This window comes from Cellulomonas gilvus ATCC 13127 (assembly GCF_000218545.1).
Lineage (GTDB): Bacteria > Actinomycetota > Actinomycetes > Actinomycetales > Cellulomonadaceae > Cellulomonas > Cellulomonas gilvus.
Window position 1 is genome coordinate 3260334 of sequence record NC_015671.1, and the last position, 16607, is coordinate 3276940.

Here is a 16607-nt window from a genome sequence, read left to right on the forward strand (position 1 = left end):
GGGCTCTACGAGGTCAGGTATCCACTGCCGACCATCCAAGCGAGCACGTCGAACACACGCAGCACCGACACCTCCGGCCCGAGCCCCGCCGCCAGACGGAGCTCCTCGAGACGTCGGTGCTGGGCGCGGCCGTCCGCGGTCAGCCATGCGTGCAACGGCACCCAATACCGGCCCTTGACGACGGACAACTCGGCAGTGACGACGGCGTCGAGGATCGGGACGAGATGCGGTCGCTTGCGTGCGAGCAGCTTGGTGGCGGTGGTCTCGCCGATCCCTGGGACAGCCAGGAGCTCTCGGTAGGCGTCCCGCACGGACCAGACGTCGCCCACCTCGTCGGCCGTGAGCTCGGCGAACGCCACGTCCGTCGGAATCTTCGCGAGTAGGTCGCTCAGCTCCGGTCCACGCGCCTCGAGGAGCTGCAGCGCCGCGGCTGCGGGGACAGGTACCGAGAGCATCGACACGGCCACGATGTCGTCAGAGGTGAACGTATTGGCCACGTCAGGCCGGTCCCCTCCGCCTCCGAGCCGCTCGAAGTAGGCACCCGTGAAGCCGCCCGCCGGCAATGGCGCGAAGTAGCGCCGGAGAGCCGCCACCGCTACCTGCTCGTCCCCCGGTGCCAGGAGGGCCTCAAGTCGCTCGCTGATCTGCACGCCGTCTCCTCGTCGTTGAGCGCCATGCGTAGGCCGCCTCGCGGACCTACGCGAGAAAAGCGGCGCCGAGCGCGACGTGTTCCGCGCGCCCGCCGTGCCCGCATCGTCGCAGAGGCACGGCCGGCGGACACGAGGTTCAGGAGACTGCGCGCCCGCCCGGGCGATTCTCACCCGGTCGAGGACGCCGCCGCCCACGCCCAGGCATCCCCCAACCGCCTCCTGACCGCCTCTCCGCCAACCTCCTCCACGTACCCGAGCGGCCCCACCACCACGAGCAACACACGCGCTCGTGACAACCCCGTGTAGATCATCGACCGAGCCCGCGCCGCGTCCCGGATCCCGTTGACCGCCAGCACCACGACCGTCCGCTCGAGCCCCTTGAACCCCAGCACGTGCCCGTAGAACACGTCCTCACCGGCGAAGAACCCGTCCCAGTACTCCTGGTACCCGGCCATCCCGACGGTCTCGACCTGCATCGGGTGGCGCCGCCCGGTAGTGAGCAGCGCGATCTGCCCGGTCTCCCAGCCCTCGTCGAGCAGCGCCTCGACAGCGTCGTCCGCGGCGCCGACGGCCTCCTCGAACGGCACGTCCACGACGCGCACCGGCGCGCCGGGCCAGCCACGCGGGCGAGTGACGCCCTCGTGCAGCGCACCGCACAGCTGGGCGATCTGCTTGGTGGAGCGCAGGTTCTCGTCGAGCTCGACGACGGTGAGCTCGACCGGCGCGGTGCCCGAGCGCGGGAACACGCGCTGCCCGTCGTCGGAGAACACCGTCAGCCTTCCGCCGTCGGGGTCGCGCAGGCACCGCAGCAGTGCCGGCCACCACGCGTCGCCGAAGTCCTGCGCCTCGTCGACGACGACCGCGTCGAACAGGTCACTCTCCGGCCGCTGCGCGGCCAGCTCCCCGAGGTCACACGGCAGGCGCTCCTCCCAGTCGGTCGGGTCGGCGTCGTCGCCGGGTGCCGCACCCCAGCGCACCGGCAGCTCGTGGAACAGCCCGACGTACGCCGGACGCTCCCGCACCGGCCACTGCGTGGTCGTCCGCTCGAGGTACCGGGCCAGCCCTCGCGAGTAGCACATGAGCGCGACCCGTTCGCCCGCCTTCGCGCGGCGACGGGCGTGCTCGAGGGCCAGCCACGTCTTGCCCGTGCCCGCCCCACCGACGACGTGCACCCGGCGCACCGCGTCGAGGTAGCGCATGGCCTGCGCCTGCTCGCGAGTCAGCCGGTCGAGGTGGTCCTCGTACTGCGCGGCCACCGCGAGCGCCTCGGACTGCGAGGGGAACCCGCCGGTCAGCCACTCGACGAGGGACTCGGCCGACGGCTCGTCGAGCGGAGCCCGCCCAGCCCCGTGCTCGTCGATCGCCCGACGCACGAGGTGGACGGCCCGCCCGCCGTCGGTGACGTCGCCCCGGTCGAGCAGCATCGTGCGAGGCAGCTCCGGTGCGTCCCACCCCCCTGGGACGAACGTGTGCGGAAGCGCGACGAGGTGCGCGGCCCGTGCCCGCGCCGCCGCGAGACCGTGCCGATGCAGCAGCGCGAGCAGCGTGTGCTTCGCGTCCTGCACCTGCCCCACCGGGTCGATCGCATGGCGCCCCTCACCGGAGCCCTGCCACCACTGCCCGTCCGCGCGCGTGACGTGCCCACCCTTCACCTCGATCGCCGCGAGCCCCAGGCCCGGCCACACGACGAGCAGGTCGATCTCGCGTTCCTTCGCCCCGTCCTGCAACGCGGTGCCCGCGAGCAGGACCGCGTCGTCAGGCAGGTGGTCGCGCAGCGCCTGCCAGACGGCCTGCTCGGCGCCGCCGTCCTCGGGGAAGGCGGGATGCTCGGGGTAGGTACGTGCCACTGCCGTGACCTCCAGAGGTTGGTGTCCACCCCCGCTATCGGCATGGGCAGGTCGGTGCCGGAGGACGGAAGGGGCAATAGCTCGTCCGCCGACCGCGTGACCATCCGCCCGGTGGGCCCTGACATGGTGTGAAGGTCAAGCGACTGCCTCGGTCCTCCGACGAGGGGCGCCGCCTGCGGCCCGACAGACGCGCGTCGGCACGACCAGAGCATCCCAGCCACGCACCGGCTAACGTGACGCCGCATGGCGTCCGAGATCACCGCGGAGCTCATCCGCGACCTGGTGCGCGAGCAGCACCCCGACCTCGCGGACCTGCCCCTCGTCGAGGTGGACGGCGGGTGGGGGAACCAGATGTGGCGCCTGGGCACTGATCTGGCGGTGCGGATCCAGCGCATGGACACCAGCCCGGACCACCAGCTCAAGGAACGTCGGTGGCTGCCGTTCCTCGCACCGCTGCTGCCGTTGCCGGTCCCTGTCCCGGTGCGGCACGGCGCGCCCTCCGCGCGCTCGGCCAAGCTCTGGACGGTGGTCACATGGGTCCCCGGTGAACCGCTGGACCGTGCCACGATCACGCGCGCCGCGCACGCGACCGACGCCCTGGCGGCGTTCCTCCGGGCGCTGCACGTCGAAGCGCCCGCCGACGCACCGGCGGGGGTCGACCGGGGTGCGCACCCGCGGGAGTGCACCGGTGGGTTCACCCACTTCCTCGAGTCCGTCGACCCCGCCGCACTCGGCTGCGCGGCCCGCGACGTCCGTGCCGTGTGGGAGGACGCCGTCGCCGCGCCTGCCTGGCAGGGCCCGCCGGTGTGGGTGCACGGGGACCTGCACCCGGCGAACGTCGTCGTCGCCGACGGGACGCTGGCGGGCATCGTGGACTTCGGCGACCTGTTCGCGGGGGACCCCGCGTGGGACCTCGCCGCGGCGTGGTTGCTGCTGCCGGCAGGGTCGTCCGCCCGGTTCTTCGACGGCTACTCGCGGGCGGACGACGCGACGATCCGCCGAGCCCGCGGCCTGGCGGCGCTGAAGAGCCTGTTCCTCATCCTCATGGGCCAGAACGGCGAGCGCGGCCTGCCCGGGGGGAAGCCGGCGTGGGGTCCGGCGGGACGTGCCGCGCTCGCCCGGGTCCTCGGCGATCCGCTCTGAACCCGCCCGTGCGGCCCTTGCGCGGCCCGGCCGTCCTGGCTCAGCGGCCGGGCGCCGGCGTCTCGGACGACACCCAGTACGGCGAGCCGGCGCACGCCCGCTCCGCCTCGTCCATGCCGTCCGGGCCGATGTCGTGGTCGAACCCGGGGTCCAGCAGCCGCCGGGCGTGCGCGAGTCGGCGCGTCACGCGCCAGCCATCGACGAACCGCGCCGGCTCGCGCCCGTACCAGTCGTCGTCGCGGGCGTGCTCGTCGGAGGCGATCGCGTGCAGCGACGCCAGGACGAGGTCGATCTCCCGCAACGCGTCGAGCGCATCGGGACGGGGGACGACGAACGGGGGTGCTGAGTCGGTCACGGCGCGATGCTAGGGGTCGGGCCGTGCCCGCCCGAGCCCCGGGAGGCGGCACTCCTGTGCCCGCAGGGGCTCCTGGGTAGCACGGGCGCGTCCGAGGGTGCGGCGGTCAGTCGCGGGTGTCGGCGGTGCCGAACCCGGGCCGGCCGGAACGCGCGTCGAGCGACTCGAGCTCCTCGAACACCGTGATCTGGAGCCCGGCCGGCGCGTCCAGGCGGGCGTTCAACGACTGCCACGGCGTGCGGGTGGGCGGGGCCAGCTCCTGTGCGCCCGCGTCGGTCAGCGCCCGGGTGGTCGCCACGGCGTCGTCCACCTCGAACGCCACCCGCAGGTGGGGTGCGACCTGCCGCCCTACCTCGACGTCGTCGATCATGCGCTTCTGAGCGGGGTTGGCGATCTCCAGGGTGGCGCGGCCGGCGTCGAGGATGATGACGCGCGCGTCGCCGTCCCCTTCGAAGGCCGCCTGCTCGGGCAGGCCGAGCACGTCGCGGTAGAACGTCACGGCCTCGTCGTAGTCGGCAGCCTCCACCACGAGGCGCAGCTGGCGGACCGGGCTGGGCGCGCCGGCGGTTCGTGCGGTGTCGTCCGTCATACCAGGACGATAGGTGTCCCCGGCACGGGCGGAACGGACTCAGCGCTCCCCCGCCAGGCACTGGGCGATCGCCTCAGCCGTGTCCAGGCGCGCGATCCTCGGCAGGATCACCCCCAGGCTGGTGGCGTGCGCCGCGGCCACCAGATCCGTCACCGCGTCGTGCGCGACGACGACCTCGTATCCCAGCTCGCGTGCCGTGCGGGCCGTGGACTCGACGCCGATGCTCGTCGAGATCCCGGCGATCACCACGCACCGCACGCCCCGGCGACGCAGCCGCGAGTCCAGCTCGGTCCCCGTGAACGCGTCCCACCCCCGCTTGGTGACGACGAGGTCGGCAGGGTCGCTCGGCACACGCGCGTCGAGCTCGGCGAAGTCCGCGGCCTGGGTCACCGCGGGCCCGGGAGAGTCGGTGCGCCCGCGGAGCACGTCGCCGCCGTCGCTCGAGAACGCGGTCCGCACCCGGGCCACGGGCAGGCCGGCGCGGTGCGCTGCCTCCGCGAGGAGCGCGGCACGCGCGACGACGAGCGACGCGTCGTGCACCGTCGGCAGCGCGGTGATGCCGTTCTGGAGGTCGACGAGGACCAGGGCGGTGGCGGGGTCGAGCGTGTCGACGGGCATGAGGTGCTCCTGACTCGAGGGGGAAAGACAGCAAAACTGTCTATCGAGCCCCGCCCGATGTCAAGCAAGACTGCGCAGATGCGCTGTTGATCAGGCTAGGGTGGCCGCATGGACGACGCCCAGCTCGCCGCCGACCTGCGCCTGCACGTCGGTCGTCTGGTCCGACGAGGCCGCGCCGAGGACCCGCGGCCCCAGCCGCTCACCGCGGCGCTCGGGCTCCTCGACCGTGAGGGGCCGCTGACCACGAGCGAGCTCGCCGCTGCGCAGCGCGTGCGGCCGCAGTCGATGGCGCGCACGGTCCGCACGCTGGAGGAGGACGGGCTCGTCGAGCGGTCCACGGACCCCACCGACGCCCGCAAGTCGCCGGTGGTGCTGACCGCCCGGGGGCGCGAGGCGCTCGCGCAGGAACGCCGCCGCCGGACCGACTGGCTCACGCTGGCGCTGGCCGACGCGCTCGATCCGGCGGAGCGGGAGACCCTCGCGGCCGCCGTGCCCCTCCTGGCGCGCATCGTCGCGTGGGACGAGCGCCGCACGCGCTGAGGCCACGCTCGCGCGCTCGTCGGCCTCGCCACCTGGCACGCCCCTCGACCACCGAGACGGTGGCCCACGCAGCTCGGCGTGGACCACCGTCTCAGGCGCCGGGGTCCCCCGGGCGTCCCCGGGGGTCAGAGCGTGATGACGACCGTCGAGATGCTCCGCGCGGGGACGTCGACCGTCACCTGGCTGCCGTTGACGCTCGTGGTCCGTGGCGCGCGGCTCGAGTACTGCGACGTCATGGTGTGGAGCGCGGACCTGATGGTCAGCGGCGCCTGGATGACGGCGCCGTTCACCGCACTGGTCGAGCGGTTGAGGATGACGAGCGTGACCTTGCCGTCGCCCTGGTAGGCCGTGACGTCGAGCGGTGAGGCCTTCGAGCTCTTCGTCAGGCCGACCCGCTGGTAGCCCGGGCGGACGTACTTGGAGAACTGCGAGAAGGCCCACCCGCGCTTGAGCACGGCGCCGCCGGTGGTGCCGAACGCCGACTCCCCGTCACCGATGAACGAGTAGTAGCGCCGCCCGTACCACCAGACGTACGCGCTCCAGTTGGCCTGCATCGACCGGTCCACGGTGTACATGACCTTGTCGAGGGTCTCGTTCCAGGCGGCGGCGTTCGACGGGTCCCCCCAGATGGTCGAGCCGTTGCCGTCCGCCTGGTGGTAGTTCCACTCCGTCATCCACTGGTTCTTGCCGTACTGCGCGGCGAGCGGGTACGGCGAGAGGTTCGGCCCGTTCTCCTGGCCGTAGATGTGGCCGCCGACGTACCCGATGTTGGTGCGCGCCGCCGCGTCGTTGAGCGTCGGGTCGCTGTAGGACCGGTTGAACCCCAGCGACTCGGCCACCATCAGCCTGGTGTTCTGCACCTTGGCGCCCTGGTCGCGCACGAAGGTCCGCAGCTGCTCTCCGGTCCACGCCATCGAGTCGTAGTCGGGGTGCCAGTCGGGCTCGTTCTGCACCGACGTCACGTCGATGGTCACGCCCTGGCTGCGCATGTACTGCACGTAGCTGTTCAGGTGGTTGGCGTAGTCGTCGTAGTAGTCGGTCTTGAGCGACCCGCCGCCCGTGCGGCTGTTGTTGGTCTTCCACGCCGCGGGCGCGGTCCAGGGCGAGGCCAGGATCTTCACGTTCGACCCGTACGACTTCGCGGTCTTCAGCGCGTTGACCTGGGCGCCCCACTCGCCCGAGACCGGCGAGACGCCCGTGCGCACGATGGACAGACCCAGCTGGTTGTCGCCCATCCCGACGAGCGTCTGGGTGTCGGCTGTCGACCACGCGCCGCCCCAGATCGGCGTCGCGGCGCCGAAGCCGTCGATCGTCTGGTACTTCGTTCCCGTGTTCACCGTGATGTCCGCGGGCGCGCTCGGCCGCGGCGTCTCGCCGGCGGTGGGCGTCGGGGTGGGCGTCGGCGTCGGGGTGGCTGTCGCCGTCGGCGTCGTGCCCGTCGAGCCGGTGCAGGCGACCCCGTTGAGCGCGAACGCGGTCGGGACCGGGTTCGCGCCGACGAAGCTGCCGTTGAAGCCGATCTCCGCGGACCCGCCGGTGCCCAACGAGCCGTTGTAGGACGCGTTCCTCGCGGTCACGGCCGCACCGCTCTGCGTGAGGGTGGTGTTCCAGGCCTGGTTCACGGTCTGCCCCGCGGGGAACGTCCAGGTGAGCAGCCAGCTGCTGACCGCGTCGCCGAGGTTGGTGACCTTGACGCTCGCCGTGAACCCGTCGGTCCACTGCGAGGCGACGACGTAGTCCACCCGGCAGCCGGTCGCGGCGGTCGCCGCGGGCGCCACCGCGACCGTCCCCCCGGTGACGAGCGTCGCCACCGCCAGAGCCGCGGGCCACAGACGGCGCCGCCAATGAGTTCCTCGCATGGTTCGTCCCATCGCCGTTGGTGTGTCGAAGCGCGCCGAGGCCCCCTGTCGGCAGTCGGCGGCCGGGGACCGCGGTGCTCGGATGGCGCGACTATCGCGGGCCGGATCGGGCTTGTCCACCGCCCCGATCCCTAACCGTTTGTGCCGATCGCGCGGCCCGCGAGCGCCGTGCGACAGTGAGCGGATCCGTGCTGTGAGCGCTCACATCGACGCCGCGCAGCGCCACACTCTCGAGGAGGCAGACATGCACCGGTTCGGCCGACGGCTGCTGCTCGCCGTCACCCTCTGCGCCGCGCTCGCGGGAGGCGCGGCGACCCCGTCCGCGCCCGCCTCCGCCGAGAGCAATGGCGGCACGCGCGTGATGCCGCTGGGTGACTCGATCACGGAGGGCTACCCCGGCGGGGGCGGCTATCGCGTCGGGCTGTGGCAGCGCCTGGCGCAGAACGGCTACACCACCGACTTCGTCGGCTCGGCCTTCAACGGGCCGGCCAGCCTGTGGGACCACGACCACGAGGGGCACGGAGGGTGGCGGATCGACCAGATCGACGCCAACGTCGTGAGCTGGGTCCGCGCCTACCAGCCGCGGACCGTGCTGCTGCACATCGGCACCAACGACATCACCCAGAATCGCGACCTGGCGAACGCGCCGGCCCGGCTCGCGTCCGTCGTCGACAAGATCACCAGCACGTCCCCTCAGACGGACGTCTTCGTCGCGACCCTGATCCCGATCTCGTTCGCGGATGCGCAGGTCCGGTCGTACAACGCGGCCATCCCCGGCATCGTCTCGAGCCGCGCCGCCGCCGGGAAGCGGGTCCACCTCGTCGACATGTACCGCGCGCTGACCACCGCCGACCTGGGCGACGGCGTGCACCCCAACGCGACGGGCTACGACAAGATGGCGGCCGCCTGGTTCACCGCGCTGCGCGCCGTGCCGGGGAGCATCGGGAACCCCGGCGGCGGCTCCGACCCGGGCCAGGGCTCCGGCCCCGTGGACGCCTCCGCCTGGTACGCGCTCGTCAACCGCAACAGCGGCAAGGCCCTGGACGTCTACAACCTGTCCACCGCAGACGGCGCGCGCATCACCCAGTGGTCCCGCAACAACGGCAACCAGCAGCAGTGGCAGTTCGTCAGCGCCGGCAACGGCTTCTACACGGTGCGGTCGCGGCTGTCGGGCAAGGTGCTCGACGTGTCCGCCAGGTCCACCGCCGACGGTGCGGCGATCATCCAGTGGAGCGCCACCAACGCCACCAACCAGCAGTTCAGCATCCAGACGATCGACGGGTACGTCCAGCTGATCGCCCGCAGCAGCGGCAAGGCCGTCGAGGTCCAGGGCGCCTCCACCGCCGACGGCGGGAACATCGTCCAGTACGCCGACTGGAACGGCGCCAACCAGCAGTGGCAGCTCGTCAAGGTGGGGTGAGCCCGCCGACCGCGCGCTGGTCAGGCTGACGGCTGCCATCCTTCGTCGTCCCGGATGGCTCGCGTGATGCGGCGACCGAGCTCACGCAGCTGCCGGGGGCCCGTCCCTCGGATGCGCACGAGCTGCGTGGCCTCGCGCGGCCCGACGGGGTCCGTCCGGCTCGCGCCCTGACGAGCGTCCTGGTGGTCCTCTGCCGAGATGGACTCACCAGACGGCCCGGACCTCCTGGGGCCACCCGCACCCCTGCGCCACCCTGCCGGCCCACATCTTGGCCGTCTCCAGGTCGGGCACGTCGATGACGGTGATCCCACCGAGGTGCTCGGCGGTCTCCGTGTAGGGGCCGTCGGTGATGGACAGCGTCCCGCTCGTCGCATCCGCGCTGAACGCCTCGGCCGGGTCCTCGACCAGCCCGCCCGCGAAGACGAGCACCCCGGCCTCCTCCATCTCACGCACGACCGCCCGGCTGGGCTCCTGGCGCGTCTGGAACCATTCGGCGGGGTGGTCTCCGACCCACTGCTGGTTGAAGTAGATCGCGTACCGCGTCATGTCACTCCTCCTGTTCGTGGCGTTCACCCCCATGACGGACGAGGCCCGCCGAGATCGACAGGGGCCCGGACCGATCAGGCGGCGGACCGGGCCCACGGCCCGTCAGGGGCCAGGAGCATGATCGCCCCGTGAACCGGACGGATCGCCTCTACGCGCTCGTGGAAGAGCTGCGCGCCGTGTCGCCCCGGCCCCGGAGCGCGCGCTGGCTGGCGGCGCGCTTCGAGGTCTCCGTGCGGACCGTCGAGCGGGACCTGTCCGCGCTGCAGCAGGCGGGGGTGCCGATCTGGGCCCACCCCGGTCGCACCGGCGGGTACGCGATCGATGCGTCCGCGACGCTCGGGCCCATGGCCTTCACCCCCGACGAGGCCCTCGCCGTCCTGATCGGGCTGGGCGCGCTGCGGCGAGGACCGTTCCGGGCGTCGGCGGGCACCGCGCTCACCAAGTTCCTCGCGGTTCTGCCCCGCGAGGACGCCCGACGCGCCACCGCGCTCGCGGGCAGGGTCCACCTGCTCGAGCCCGACGAGGCGGACACCGTCCCGACGGCGTTCGCCGCCGCGCTGCGCGCCGGACGGGTCGTCAGCCTGGTCTACCGGGACCGCGACGGCATCGAGACCCGGCGGGAGGTGGAACCGCTCGGGTCGGTCGGCCGGGACGGCACGTGGTACCTGGTCGCGTGGTGCCGGCTGCGCGCAGGCGTGCGTGCGTTCCGTGGCGACCGCATGGTCCGCATCGAGCTCACCGACGAGCGCCCCGCACCGCGTGCCCTGCGGCTGGAGGACCTGCAGATCCCGATGGGGGTGCTGCGGCCAGTCGTCGAGCACCTCTCCTGACAGATCGCACGCAAACACCGACAGGACGGTGTCGCGGATGGGCGCGACGCTGGGACCGCCGATCCCCTACCCGGAGGTTTCCCGTGCCGTTCGCATCGATCCGTCTCGTCACCGACGACGTCGACCGCCTGGTCGCGTTCTACGAGCGCGTCACCGGTGAGGTCGCCGAGCGTCCCGCTCCGGTGTTCGCCCAGCTCGGCGGCCCCCGTGCGATCCTCGCCATCGCCGGCACGCAGACGGTCGCGATGCTCGGCGGCGCCGTGACGCCCGCGTCCAACCGCTCGGTGCTCGTCGAGTTCGAGGTCGACGACGTCGACGCCGAGGTCGCCCGGCTCCAGCCCGATCCGCAGGACGTGGTCCTGCCGCCGTCCACCATGCCGTGGGGCAACCGGTCCGCGCTCATCCGGGACCCTGACGGCAACGTCGTGAACCTCTTCAGCCGTCCGCCCGCATGACCGGCCGACCGTGCGGGTGGGGCACCGTGAGCCCCGCCCGCACGGCGTAATCGATTCGCCCCTCGGGCGATCGGACGACCCGCCGCCTGACGCCCGCGCCCAGGTGAAGACTCGGGCCGATCGCTGACCACCAGGGGAGCTCGTCATGTCGTCGTCGGGGAAGATCCGTTCATGGAGCCGTCTGCTCGCCGTGGTGCTGGCGGGTGGCGCGCTCGTCGGCGTGCAGTCCCCGGCGGACGCCGTACCGCCCGGCGGCGAGACCGAGCCGGTGACCGGCAACGCGACGTGGTTCGACAACCTCGGGGCGCCCTACGGGGGCTGCGGGCTCCCGCAGGACCAGCTCGAGACGCAGAGCTGGATCGCGCTCAACGTGTTCGACACGCCCGGCGACTACGCGATGTACCCGCGCCCGATGGCCGCGGGCGACCCGAAGATCGGCATGTGGGACAACGGCCGCAACTGCGGCCGGTGGGTCCGGGTGTCGATCGGCGACTACTGCACCGGCCTCAACGACGGCGCCGCCGGGCAGGCGTTCTGCCGCAACGGCTCGTGGGTCGCGGACAGGTACAACGGCGCGACGCTCGACATGCTCGTCGCGGACTCCTGCGGCGACCCCAACGCGTGGTGCCGCGACGACCCGTTCCACCTGGACCTCGCCCACGCCGCGATCAACACGTTCGTCAAGAACGGTGCACCGGTCGGTGACCTGGAGCCCGCGCACTGGGGCAACCGGCACGTGACCTGGGAGTTCATCGAGGCACCGCACTACTCCGGCGACATCGAGATCGGGTTCATCCAGGGCTCGGAGAAGTGGTGGGCCGGGGTCTCGATCAACCACCTGCCCAACGGCATCCACGGCATCGAGCACTACGCCGACGGCGCGTGGGTGCCGACCCCGATGAACGTCGACATGGGGCAGTCCTTCCTGCTCAAGCCGACGACGACGGGCGGGACCGAGTACCGGATCCGGGTCAAGGACGTCACCGACGCCTACCTGTTCGGCGGCCGCGAGTACTCGTTCTCGCTGCCCGCGAGCTGCGGCGGCAAGTGCTCGGCCCCGCGCACGGTCGTCCCGTACACGACGACGGGCGGGGACGCCCCGACCCCCACGCCGACGACCACGCCCACGCCGACACCGACCTCGGACCCGACGGTCACGCCGACGCCGACGCCCTCTCCCACCCCCACGGCTACCCCGACCCCGACGCCCACCCGCACCAGCGGCCCGGCCACCTGCACCGCGACGTTCCGCGCCGTGAGCACGTGGCCCGGCGGCTACCAGGGCGAGGTCACGGTGACGGCCGGCGCCTCGGCGCTGTCGTCGTGGACCGTCACGCTGTCCGGGGCGTCCGTGAGCAGCCTCTGGAACGGGACGGTGACGACGTCCGGGTCGACGACCACCGTCGCCAACGCGCCGTACAACGGCGCCGTGGTCGCCAGCGGGACGACGAGCTTCGGCTTCATCGGCTCCGGCTCCCCCGGCATCCCGCGGCTGACCTGCGCGCCCTGACGCTCCCGGCCTCGACACCCTGCCGACCCTCCGGTCCCGGCGATCGCTACCGTGTGCCCGATGACCCTCGTCACGCGTCCCGCCGTCGCCGACGACGTGCCCGGGCTGGCCCGCGTCCACGTCGCGTCGTGGCGCGAGACGTACCGCGGTGTCATGCCGGACTCCGTGCTGGACGACGACGGCCTCGTCGCGCGGCGTGAGCGCTTCTGGACGGCCGCGCTGACCGACGAGCGGTACCGCGCCAACCGGGTCGCGACGACCACGTCGGACGGCACGGTCGTCGGCGTCGCCATGTCCGGACCGCCCCTCGACGACGACGCCACGTGGCAGCAGCAGCTCTACGTGCTCTACACGTACCGCGCGATCCACGGCCGCGGGGCAGGCGCCGCGCTGCTGCGTGCGGTCCTCGACCCGTCGGACGACGCCGCACTGTGGGTGGCCGATCCCAACCCCCGTGCGCAGGCGTTCTACCTGCGGCAGGGGTTCGCGTTCGACGGCACAACCCGGCTCGAGGACGGCGTCCACGAGCTTCGGATGACGCGCCCCGCTCGCCACCACGCAGGCCGTAGCCGCGCAGCCGCACGCGAAGCACCGGGCGACACGAACGAGATCTGAGGTTCGTCCCGGTTGGTGCATCCGGACGCACCGCTCGCGCGGAAGTAGGGGCAGGGCGCCGAGGACGACGCCCCGCGGCGCGCACCGCGCACCGCCCCGCCGCACGCAAGGAACCGTTCCCATGAGGATCCGTCGTCTCGTCACGTCCCTGGCCGTCACCGCGCTCGCCGGTGGCGCCGCCCTCGGCCTGGCCCCGGCCGCGTCCGCCGCGACCGGCACCGCGAGCCTCGCGTCGGTGCTCGCCGCCGACGGCTCGGGGTTCGACCGCAACTGGTACGACTTCGACATCGTCGACAACGCCGTGGCCGCGGTGCTCGCCGCCAAGCCCGACAGCCCGGTGGCCGTGCTCGCCGACGGCACCGTCCCGCTGACCGCGTTCCTGCCGAACGACCGCGCGTTCCAGGTGCTCGCGCTCGACCTGACGCACCGCTGGTACGGCTCGGAGCAGAAGGTCTTCACGGCGCTGGCGCAGAAGGTGGGGATCGACGCGATCGAGCAGGTGCTGCTCTACCACGTCGTGCCCGGCGCCACGATCGACTCCGCCACGGCGCTCCGGTCCGACGGCGCCAGGCTCACCACCGCGCAGGGCGGGACGGTCTCGGTCGACGTCCTGTCGAAGCGGATCCCGCTCGTCGTGCTGCGCGACGCGGACCGCAACGACCTCAACCCGCTGCTCGTGCGCAGCAAGCTCGACATCAACGCGGGCAACGCGCAGATCGCGCACGGCATCTCGCTGGTGCTGCGCCCCGCCGACCTGTGACCGCCCCGGTGCCCGCCCGGTCCCGGCCGGGCGGGCACCGCGGTCAGGACACCTTGCCCTTGAGCAGGCGGTGCCAGTAGACGGGCGGCTCGAGGAAGCGGTCGAACGCCAGGAGCGTGCGCCGCGGCCGCACCAGGTCGGGAAACCGGAACGTGGGGTCAGGAGTGCCGTCGCGGTCGAACTCGGCGAGCAGCAGCCGTCGCCGGTCCGTCGTCACGGGTGCCACGGTGTACCCCTGGTACCGGCGCATCGGTGCACCGGTGCGCCGCGCGGCGATGTTGTGCGCGACGACGGGCACCTGCTTGCGCAGCGCGCCTCCCGAGGGCGGCGTCTGCACGTCGGCGGCGTCGCCCAGCCCCCAGACGGTGGGGTGCCCGACGTGCTGCAGCGTGTACGGGTCGACGGCGACGAAGCCGGCGCTCGCCGCGGTGGCCAGGCCTGACGCGGCGAGCCACGCGGGAGCGCGGTGCGGCGGCGCGACGTACAGCGCGTCGTACGCGAGCTCGTCGGGCCCGTCCGAGCCAGACAGGCGCACCGTCCTCCGCTCGGGATCGACGCTCTCGACACGCGTCCGCAGCCGGACCCGCACGCCGAACCCTGCTGCGGCAGCGCGCAGTTCGCGGTCGGCACGCTCCTGCCCGACGAGGGCCTCGCCCTCGTGCACCAGGTGAATGTCGATCGCGTCGAGCACGCCCGTGCGGCGCCAGTGATCGGCGGCCGTGAGGAGCGGCTTGAGCGCGACCGGGCTGCACGGCACGTACCGGTCGGACACGACGAAGACGGCCGTCCCCGACGTGAGCGAGGACAGCAGCGTCCACGTCATCGGGGCGAGCTCGGGCAGGTAGCTCGTCGCGGCCGCGGGCGTCGCCATGGCCGCCTCGGCGCCCGGCACGGCGTCCCAGTCCACCTGCGAGCCCGGGCACAGCGCGAGGTCGGTGTAGTGCAGCACCTCACCGCTGGCGAGGTGCACGTGGGACGCGTCCGGGTCGACGCCCGTGACTGCGTCGGGGTACCACCGCACGCCGTCCGGGATGACGTCGCGCTCCGGGCGCCGCAGGTCGTCGAGGGTCGCCATGCCCGACGCCACGTAGGACAGCAGCGGCCGGTAGTGGTGCGTGGTGCTGGGCTCGACGACCGCCACGTTGCGACACCCGTCGCGCAGCAGCTTGGCCGCGAGCGAGATCCCGGCGTTGCCGCCGCCCACGACGAGCACGTCGTGGTGCCGGGGACCGTCCATGGCTGTGCTCCCTCGCCGGATCGACGTCCCGGCCACGGTAGGCGACGTCCTCAGCGAGCGCGCGCGGGCAGCCGGGGAGACGGCGGCCGGGCGCCGCGCGGTCGGGCGCCGCACCGCGCGCCGCCGCTCTTGCCGTCGCCGCCGGCCGCTGCGAGCCTGAGGCTCCCGTCCCCGCCGGAGGATCCACATGGGCAAGCTGGTCTACGCCGCGAACGTCTCGCTCGACGGCTACCTCGAAGACGAGTCCGGCGCATTCGACTGGTCGGTGCCCGACGAGGCCGCCCACGCGTTCTGGAACGAGCACGAGCGCGGCATCGGCACGTCGCTGTACGGGCGGCGGATGTACCAGACCATGCGCGTCTGGGAGGACGACGACTGGCTGGCCGACGAACCCGCGGTGGTCCGCGAGTACGCCCAGATCTGGCGCGACACCGACAAGGTCGTCTACTCCACGACGCTCGACGCGGTCTCGACCGCCCGCACCCGGATCGAGCGGAGCTTCGACCCGGAAGCCGTCCGCAGGCTCAAGGAGGAGTCCACACGGGACCTGAGCATCGGGGGCGCGACGATCGCTGCGGAGGCCTTCCGGCACGGGCTCGTCGACGAGTGCGTGCTGCTGCTGTGCCCGGTGACGGTCGGTGGCGGCAAGCCCGCGCTGCCGCGCGGGATGCGCCTGAACCTCGAGCTGCTGGACCACCGCCGGTTCGCCAACGGCGTGGTCTACGTCCGCCACGCGGTCCGCCGCACCGACTGAGCCGATGGCGAGCGTCGCGGGCCGCACGCAGGTGCAGAGTGGAGCCGTGCTGCCCGAGCCCGTGACGCCCGTCGCCCCAGCGATGCACGGCCCGCCGCTGCTGCGGCAGTCCTGGTGCGACCTCACGTTCGTGCACTGGCGGGTCGCGCCCGACCTCGTCGCGCCGCTGCTGCCCGCGGGTACGCGCCCCGACGAGCACGACGGCTCGAGCTGGGTGGGGCTGGTCCCGTTCCGCATGGTCGGCGCGGGCGCCGGGCGCGGACCCGGCATCCCGTGGCTCGGCACGTTCCCGGAGACGAACGTGCGGCTCTACTCGGTCGACGCCCGCGGGCGTCGGGGCGTCATGTTCCGCACGCTCGAGGCATCCCGGCTGGCATTCGTGCTCGGGTCCCGCGCGGCTCTCGCGCTGCCGTACACGTGGGCGCGCATGCGCGTGACCGAGGCGGACGGAGTCCTCACGTACACGTCGCGGCGACGCTGGCCGGGACCGCGGGACGCGGCCACGCACGTCGTCGTGCGACCGGGTGCGCCGCTCGCGGCCGGTGACCCGCTGGCCGACTTCCTGACCGCGCGCTGGGCGCTGCACACCCGCGCGTTCGGCCGCACGCTCCGCCTCCCCAACCGCCACGAGCCCTGGCCGCTGCAGAGCGCCGAGCTGCTCCGGCTGGACGAGACCCTGCTGGCCGCCTGTGGTCTGCCCGGGCTCGCCGGCCGCCCGCCGGACTCCGTGCTGTTCTCCCGCGGCGTCCGCACCCAGTTCGGCCCACCCACCGTCGTCCCCACCCACTCCCACCCGCGACCTGGCGGATAACCACCAGGTCGACGAGGTGGTAGGCCCGCCCCTCCCCGCGAGCTGGCGGATAACTACCAGGTCGACGA

The 16607-nt window shown here is 73.1% G+C and carries 18 protein-coding genes; 10 read left to right on the plus strand and 8 right to left on the minus strand.

The window, feature by feature from the left end; genetic code table 11:
• Positions 1 to 5: 5 nt before the first annotated feature.
• Both CELGI_RS14875 and CELGI_RS14880 read right to left on the minus strand, forming a co-directional pair.
• Positions 6 to 650, minus strand: a complete 645-nt coding sequence (locus CELGI_RS14875; RefSeq protein ID WP_013884961.1) for a DUF6308 family protein — start codon at positions 648 to 650, stop codon at positions 6 to 8.
• A 167-nt stretch (positions 651 to 817) separates the two neighbouring features.
• Positions 818 to 2497, minus strand: a complete 1680-nt coding sequence (locus CELGI_RS14880) for an NERD domain-containing protein (protein WP_013884962.1) — start codon at positions 2495 to 2497, stop codon at positions 818 to 820.
• Between the two features lie 243 nt (positions 2498 to 2740).
• Here CELGI_RS14880 and CELGI_RS14885 point away from each other — a divergent pair, with 243 nt between their 5' ends.
• Complete coding sequence (locus tag CELGI_RS14885; RefSeq protein ID WP_013884963.1) at positions 2741 to 3640, plus strand: phosphotransferase; 900 nt, start codon at positions 2741 to 2743, stop codon at positions 3638 to 3640.
• 40 nt (positions 3641 to 3680) lie between these two features.
• Here CELGI_RS14885 and CELGI_RS14890 read toward each other — a convergent pair whose 3' ends face one another.
• From CELGI_RS14890 to CELGI_RS14900, 3 genes are all read right to left on the minus strand, one after another.
• The gene (locus tag CELGI_RS14890) at positions 3681 to 3995 is read right to left on the minus strand and encodes a hypothetical protein (RefSeq protein ID WP_013884964.1); all 315 of its coding nucleotides are present in this window, start codon (positions 3993 to 3995) and stop codon (positions 3681 to 3683) included.
• A gap of 106 nt (positions 3996 to 4101) precedes the next feature.
• On the minus strand, positions 4102 to 4584 hold the full coding sequence (locus tag CELGI_RS14895; RefSeq protein WP_013884965.1) for a VOC family protein: 483 nt from the start codon (positions 4582 to 4584) through the stop codon (positions 4102 to 4104).
• Positions 4585 to 4623: 39 nt separating this feature from the next.
• The gene (locus CELGI_RS14900; protein WP_013884966.1) at positions 4624 to 5202 is read right to left on the minus strand and encodes an isochorismatase family protein; all 579 of its coding nucleotides are present in this window, start codon (positions 5200 to 5202) and stop codon (positions 4624 to 4626) included.
• 108 nt (positions 5203 to 5310) lie between these two features.
• Between CELGI_RS14900 and CELGI_RS14905 the strand changes: the two genes are divergently transcribed.
• Complete coding sequence (locus CELGI_RS14905) at positions 5311 to 5742, plus strand: MarR family winged helix-turn-helix transcriptional regulator (RefSeq protein WP_013884967.1); 432 nt, start codon at positions 5311 to 5313, stop codon at positions 5740 to 5742.
• A 125-nt stretch (positions 5743 to 5867) separates the two neighbouring features.
• On the opposite strand, the gene CELGI_RS14910 is transcribed toward CELGI_RS14905, so the two are convergent.
• A complete protein-coding gene (locus CELGI_RS14910) occupies positions 5868 to 7601 on the minus strand; it encodes a cellulose binding domain-containing protein (protein WP_013884968.1) in 1734 nt (577 codons plus the stop codon).
• 193 nt (positions 7602 to 7794) lie between these two features.
• Between CELGI_RS14910 and CELGI_RS14915 the strand changes: the two genes are divergently transcribed.
• The gene (locus tag CELGI_RS14915; RefSeq protein WP_245528119.1) at positions 7795 to 9021 is read left to right on the plus strand and encodes an RICIN domain-containing protein; all 1227 of its coding nucleotides are present in this window, start codon (positions 7795 to 7797) and stop codon (positions 9019 to 9021) included.
• Positions 9022 to 9225: 204 nt separating this feature from the next.
• Here the strand turns inward: CELGI_RS14915 and CELGI_RS14920 are convergent, their stop codons facing one another.
• Positions 9226 to 9567, minus strand: coding sequence for a YciI family protein (locus CELGI_RS14920; protein ID WP_013884970.1), 342 nt, complete (start codon positions 9565 to 9567; stop codon positions 9226 to 9228).
• A gap of 128 nt (positions 9568 to 9695) precedes the next feature.
• Between CELGI_RS14920 and CELGI_RS14925 the strand changes: the two genes are divergently transcribed.
• The 5 genes from CELGI_RS14925 to CELGI_RS14945 all read left to right on the plus strand — a co-directional run bounded on the left by CELGI_RS14925 (position 9696) and on the right by CELGI_RS14945 (position 13737).
• Positions 9696 to 10397, plus strand: coding sequence for a helix-turn-helix transcriptional regulator (locus tag CELGI_RS14925; RefSeq protein ID WP_013884971.1), 702 nt, complete (start codon positions 9696 to 9698; stop codon positions 10395 to 10397).
• 83 nt (positions 10398 to 10480) lie between these two features.
• Positions 10481 to 10852: a VOC family protein gene (locus CELGI_RS14930; protein ID WP_013884972.1), complete on the plus strand. Its 372-nt coding sequence runs from the start codon at positions 10481 to 10483 to the stop codon at positions 10850 to 10852.
• A gap of 145 nt (positions 10853 to 10997) precedes the next feature.
• Positions 10998 to 12362 carry a cellulose binding domain-containing protein gene (locus CELGI_RS14935; RefSeq protein WP_013884973.1) on the plus strand — a complete coding sequence of 455 codons (1365 nt, stop codon included), beginning with the start codon at positions 10998 to 11000 and terminating at the stop codon, positions 12360 to 12362.
• A gap of 60 nt (positions 12363 to 12422) precedes the next feature.
• Positions 12423 to 12977 (plus strand): GNAT family N-acetyltransferase, encoded by a 555-nt coding sequence (locus CELGI_RS14940; RefSeq protein WP_013884974.1) that lies wholly within the window; start codon positions 12423 to 12425, stop codon positions 12975 to 12977.
• A gap of 121 nt (positions 12978 to 13098) precedes the next feature.
• Positions 13099 to 13737, plus strand: coding sequence for a fasciclin domain-containing protein (locus tag CELGI_RS14945; protein WP_013884975.1), 639 nt, complete (start codon positions 13099 to 13101; stop codon positions 13735 to 13737).
• A gap of 43 nt (positions 13738 to 13780) precedes the next feature.
• Here the strand turns inward: CELGI_RS14945 and CELGI_RS14950 are convergent, their stop codons facing one another.
• Positions 13781 to 14974 (minus strand): NAD(P)/FAD-dependent oxidoreductase, encoded by a 1194-nt coding sequence (locus tag CELGI_RS14950; RefSeq protein ID WP_013884976.1) that lies wholly within the window; start codon positions 14972 to 14974, stop codon positions 13781 to 13783.
• Between the two features lie 187 nt (positions 14975 to 15161).
• On the opposite strand from CELGI_RS14950, the gene CELGI_RS14955 reads away from it, so the two are divergent.
• Both CELGI_RS14955 and CELGI_RS14960 read left to right on the plus strand, forming a co-directional pair.
• Positions 15162 to 15728, plus strand: coding sequence for a dihydrofolate reductase family protein (locus tag CELGI_RS14955; RefSeq protein ID WP_013884977.1), 567 nt, complete (start codon positions 15162 to 15164; stop codon positions 15726 to 15728).
• Between the two features lie 4 nt (positions 15729 to 15732).
• Positions 15733 to 16539 carry a YqjF family protein gene (locus CELGI_RS14960; protein WP_013884978.1) on the plus strand — a complete coding sequence of 269 codons (807 nt, stop codon included), beginning with the start codon at positions 15733 to 15735 and terminating at the stop codon, positions 16537 to 16539.
• Positions 16540 to 16607: the final 68 nt, after the last annotated feature.

Bases quoted from the DNA above. Each gene is read 5' to 3' on its own strand.
- CELGI_RS14885 (WP_013884963.1), top strand. From the start codon at position 2,741: ATGGCGTCCGAGATCACCGCGGAGCTCATCCGCGACCTGGTGCGCGAG.
- CELGI_RS14895 (WP_013884965.1), bottom strand. From the start codon at position 4,584: ATGACGGACGACACCGCACGAACCGCCGGCGCGCCCAGCCCGGTCCGC.
- CELGI_RS14900 (WP_013884966.1), bottom strand. From the start codon at position 5,202: ATGCCCGTCGACACGCTCGACCCCGCCACCGCCCTGGTCCTCGTCGAC.
- CELGI_RS14905 (WP_013884967.1), top strand. From the start codon at position 5,311: ATGGACGACGCCCAGCTCGCCGCCGACCTGCGCCTGCACGTCGGTCGT.
- CELGI_RS14910 (WP_013884968.1), bottom strand. From the start codon at position 7,601: ATGCGAGGAACTCATTGGCGGCGCCGTCTGTGGCCCGCGGCTCTGGCG.
- CELGI_RS14920 (WP_013884970.1), bottom strand. From the start codon at position 9,567: ATGACGCGGTACGCGATCTACTTCAACCAGCAGTGGGTCGGAGACCAC.
- CELGI_RS14935 (WP_013884973.1), top strand. From the start codon at position 10,998: ATGTCGTCGTCGGGGAAGATCCGTTCATGGAGCCGTCTGCTCGCCGTG.
- CELGI_RS14940 (WP_013884974.1), top strand. From the start codon at position 12,423: ATGACCCTCGTCACGCGTCCCGCCGTCGCCGACGACGTGCCCGGGCTG.
- CELGI_RS14945 (WP_013884975.1), top strand. From the start codon at position 13,099: ATGAGGATCCGTCGTCTCGTCACGTCCCTGGCCGTCACCGCGCTCGCC.
- CELGI_RS14950 (WP_013884976.1), bottom strand. From the start codon at position 14,974: ATGGACGGTCCCCGGCACCACGACGTGCTCGTCGTGGGCGGCGGCAAC.
- CELGI_RS14955 (WP_013884977.1), top strand. From the start codon at position 15,162: ATGGGCAAGCTGGTCTACGCCGCGAACGTCTCGCTCGACGGCTACCTC.
- CELGI_RS14960 (WP_013884978.1), top strand. From the start codon at position 15,733: ATGGCGAGCGTCGCGGGCCGCACGCAGGTGCAGAGTGGAGCCGTGCTG.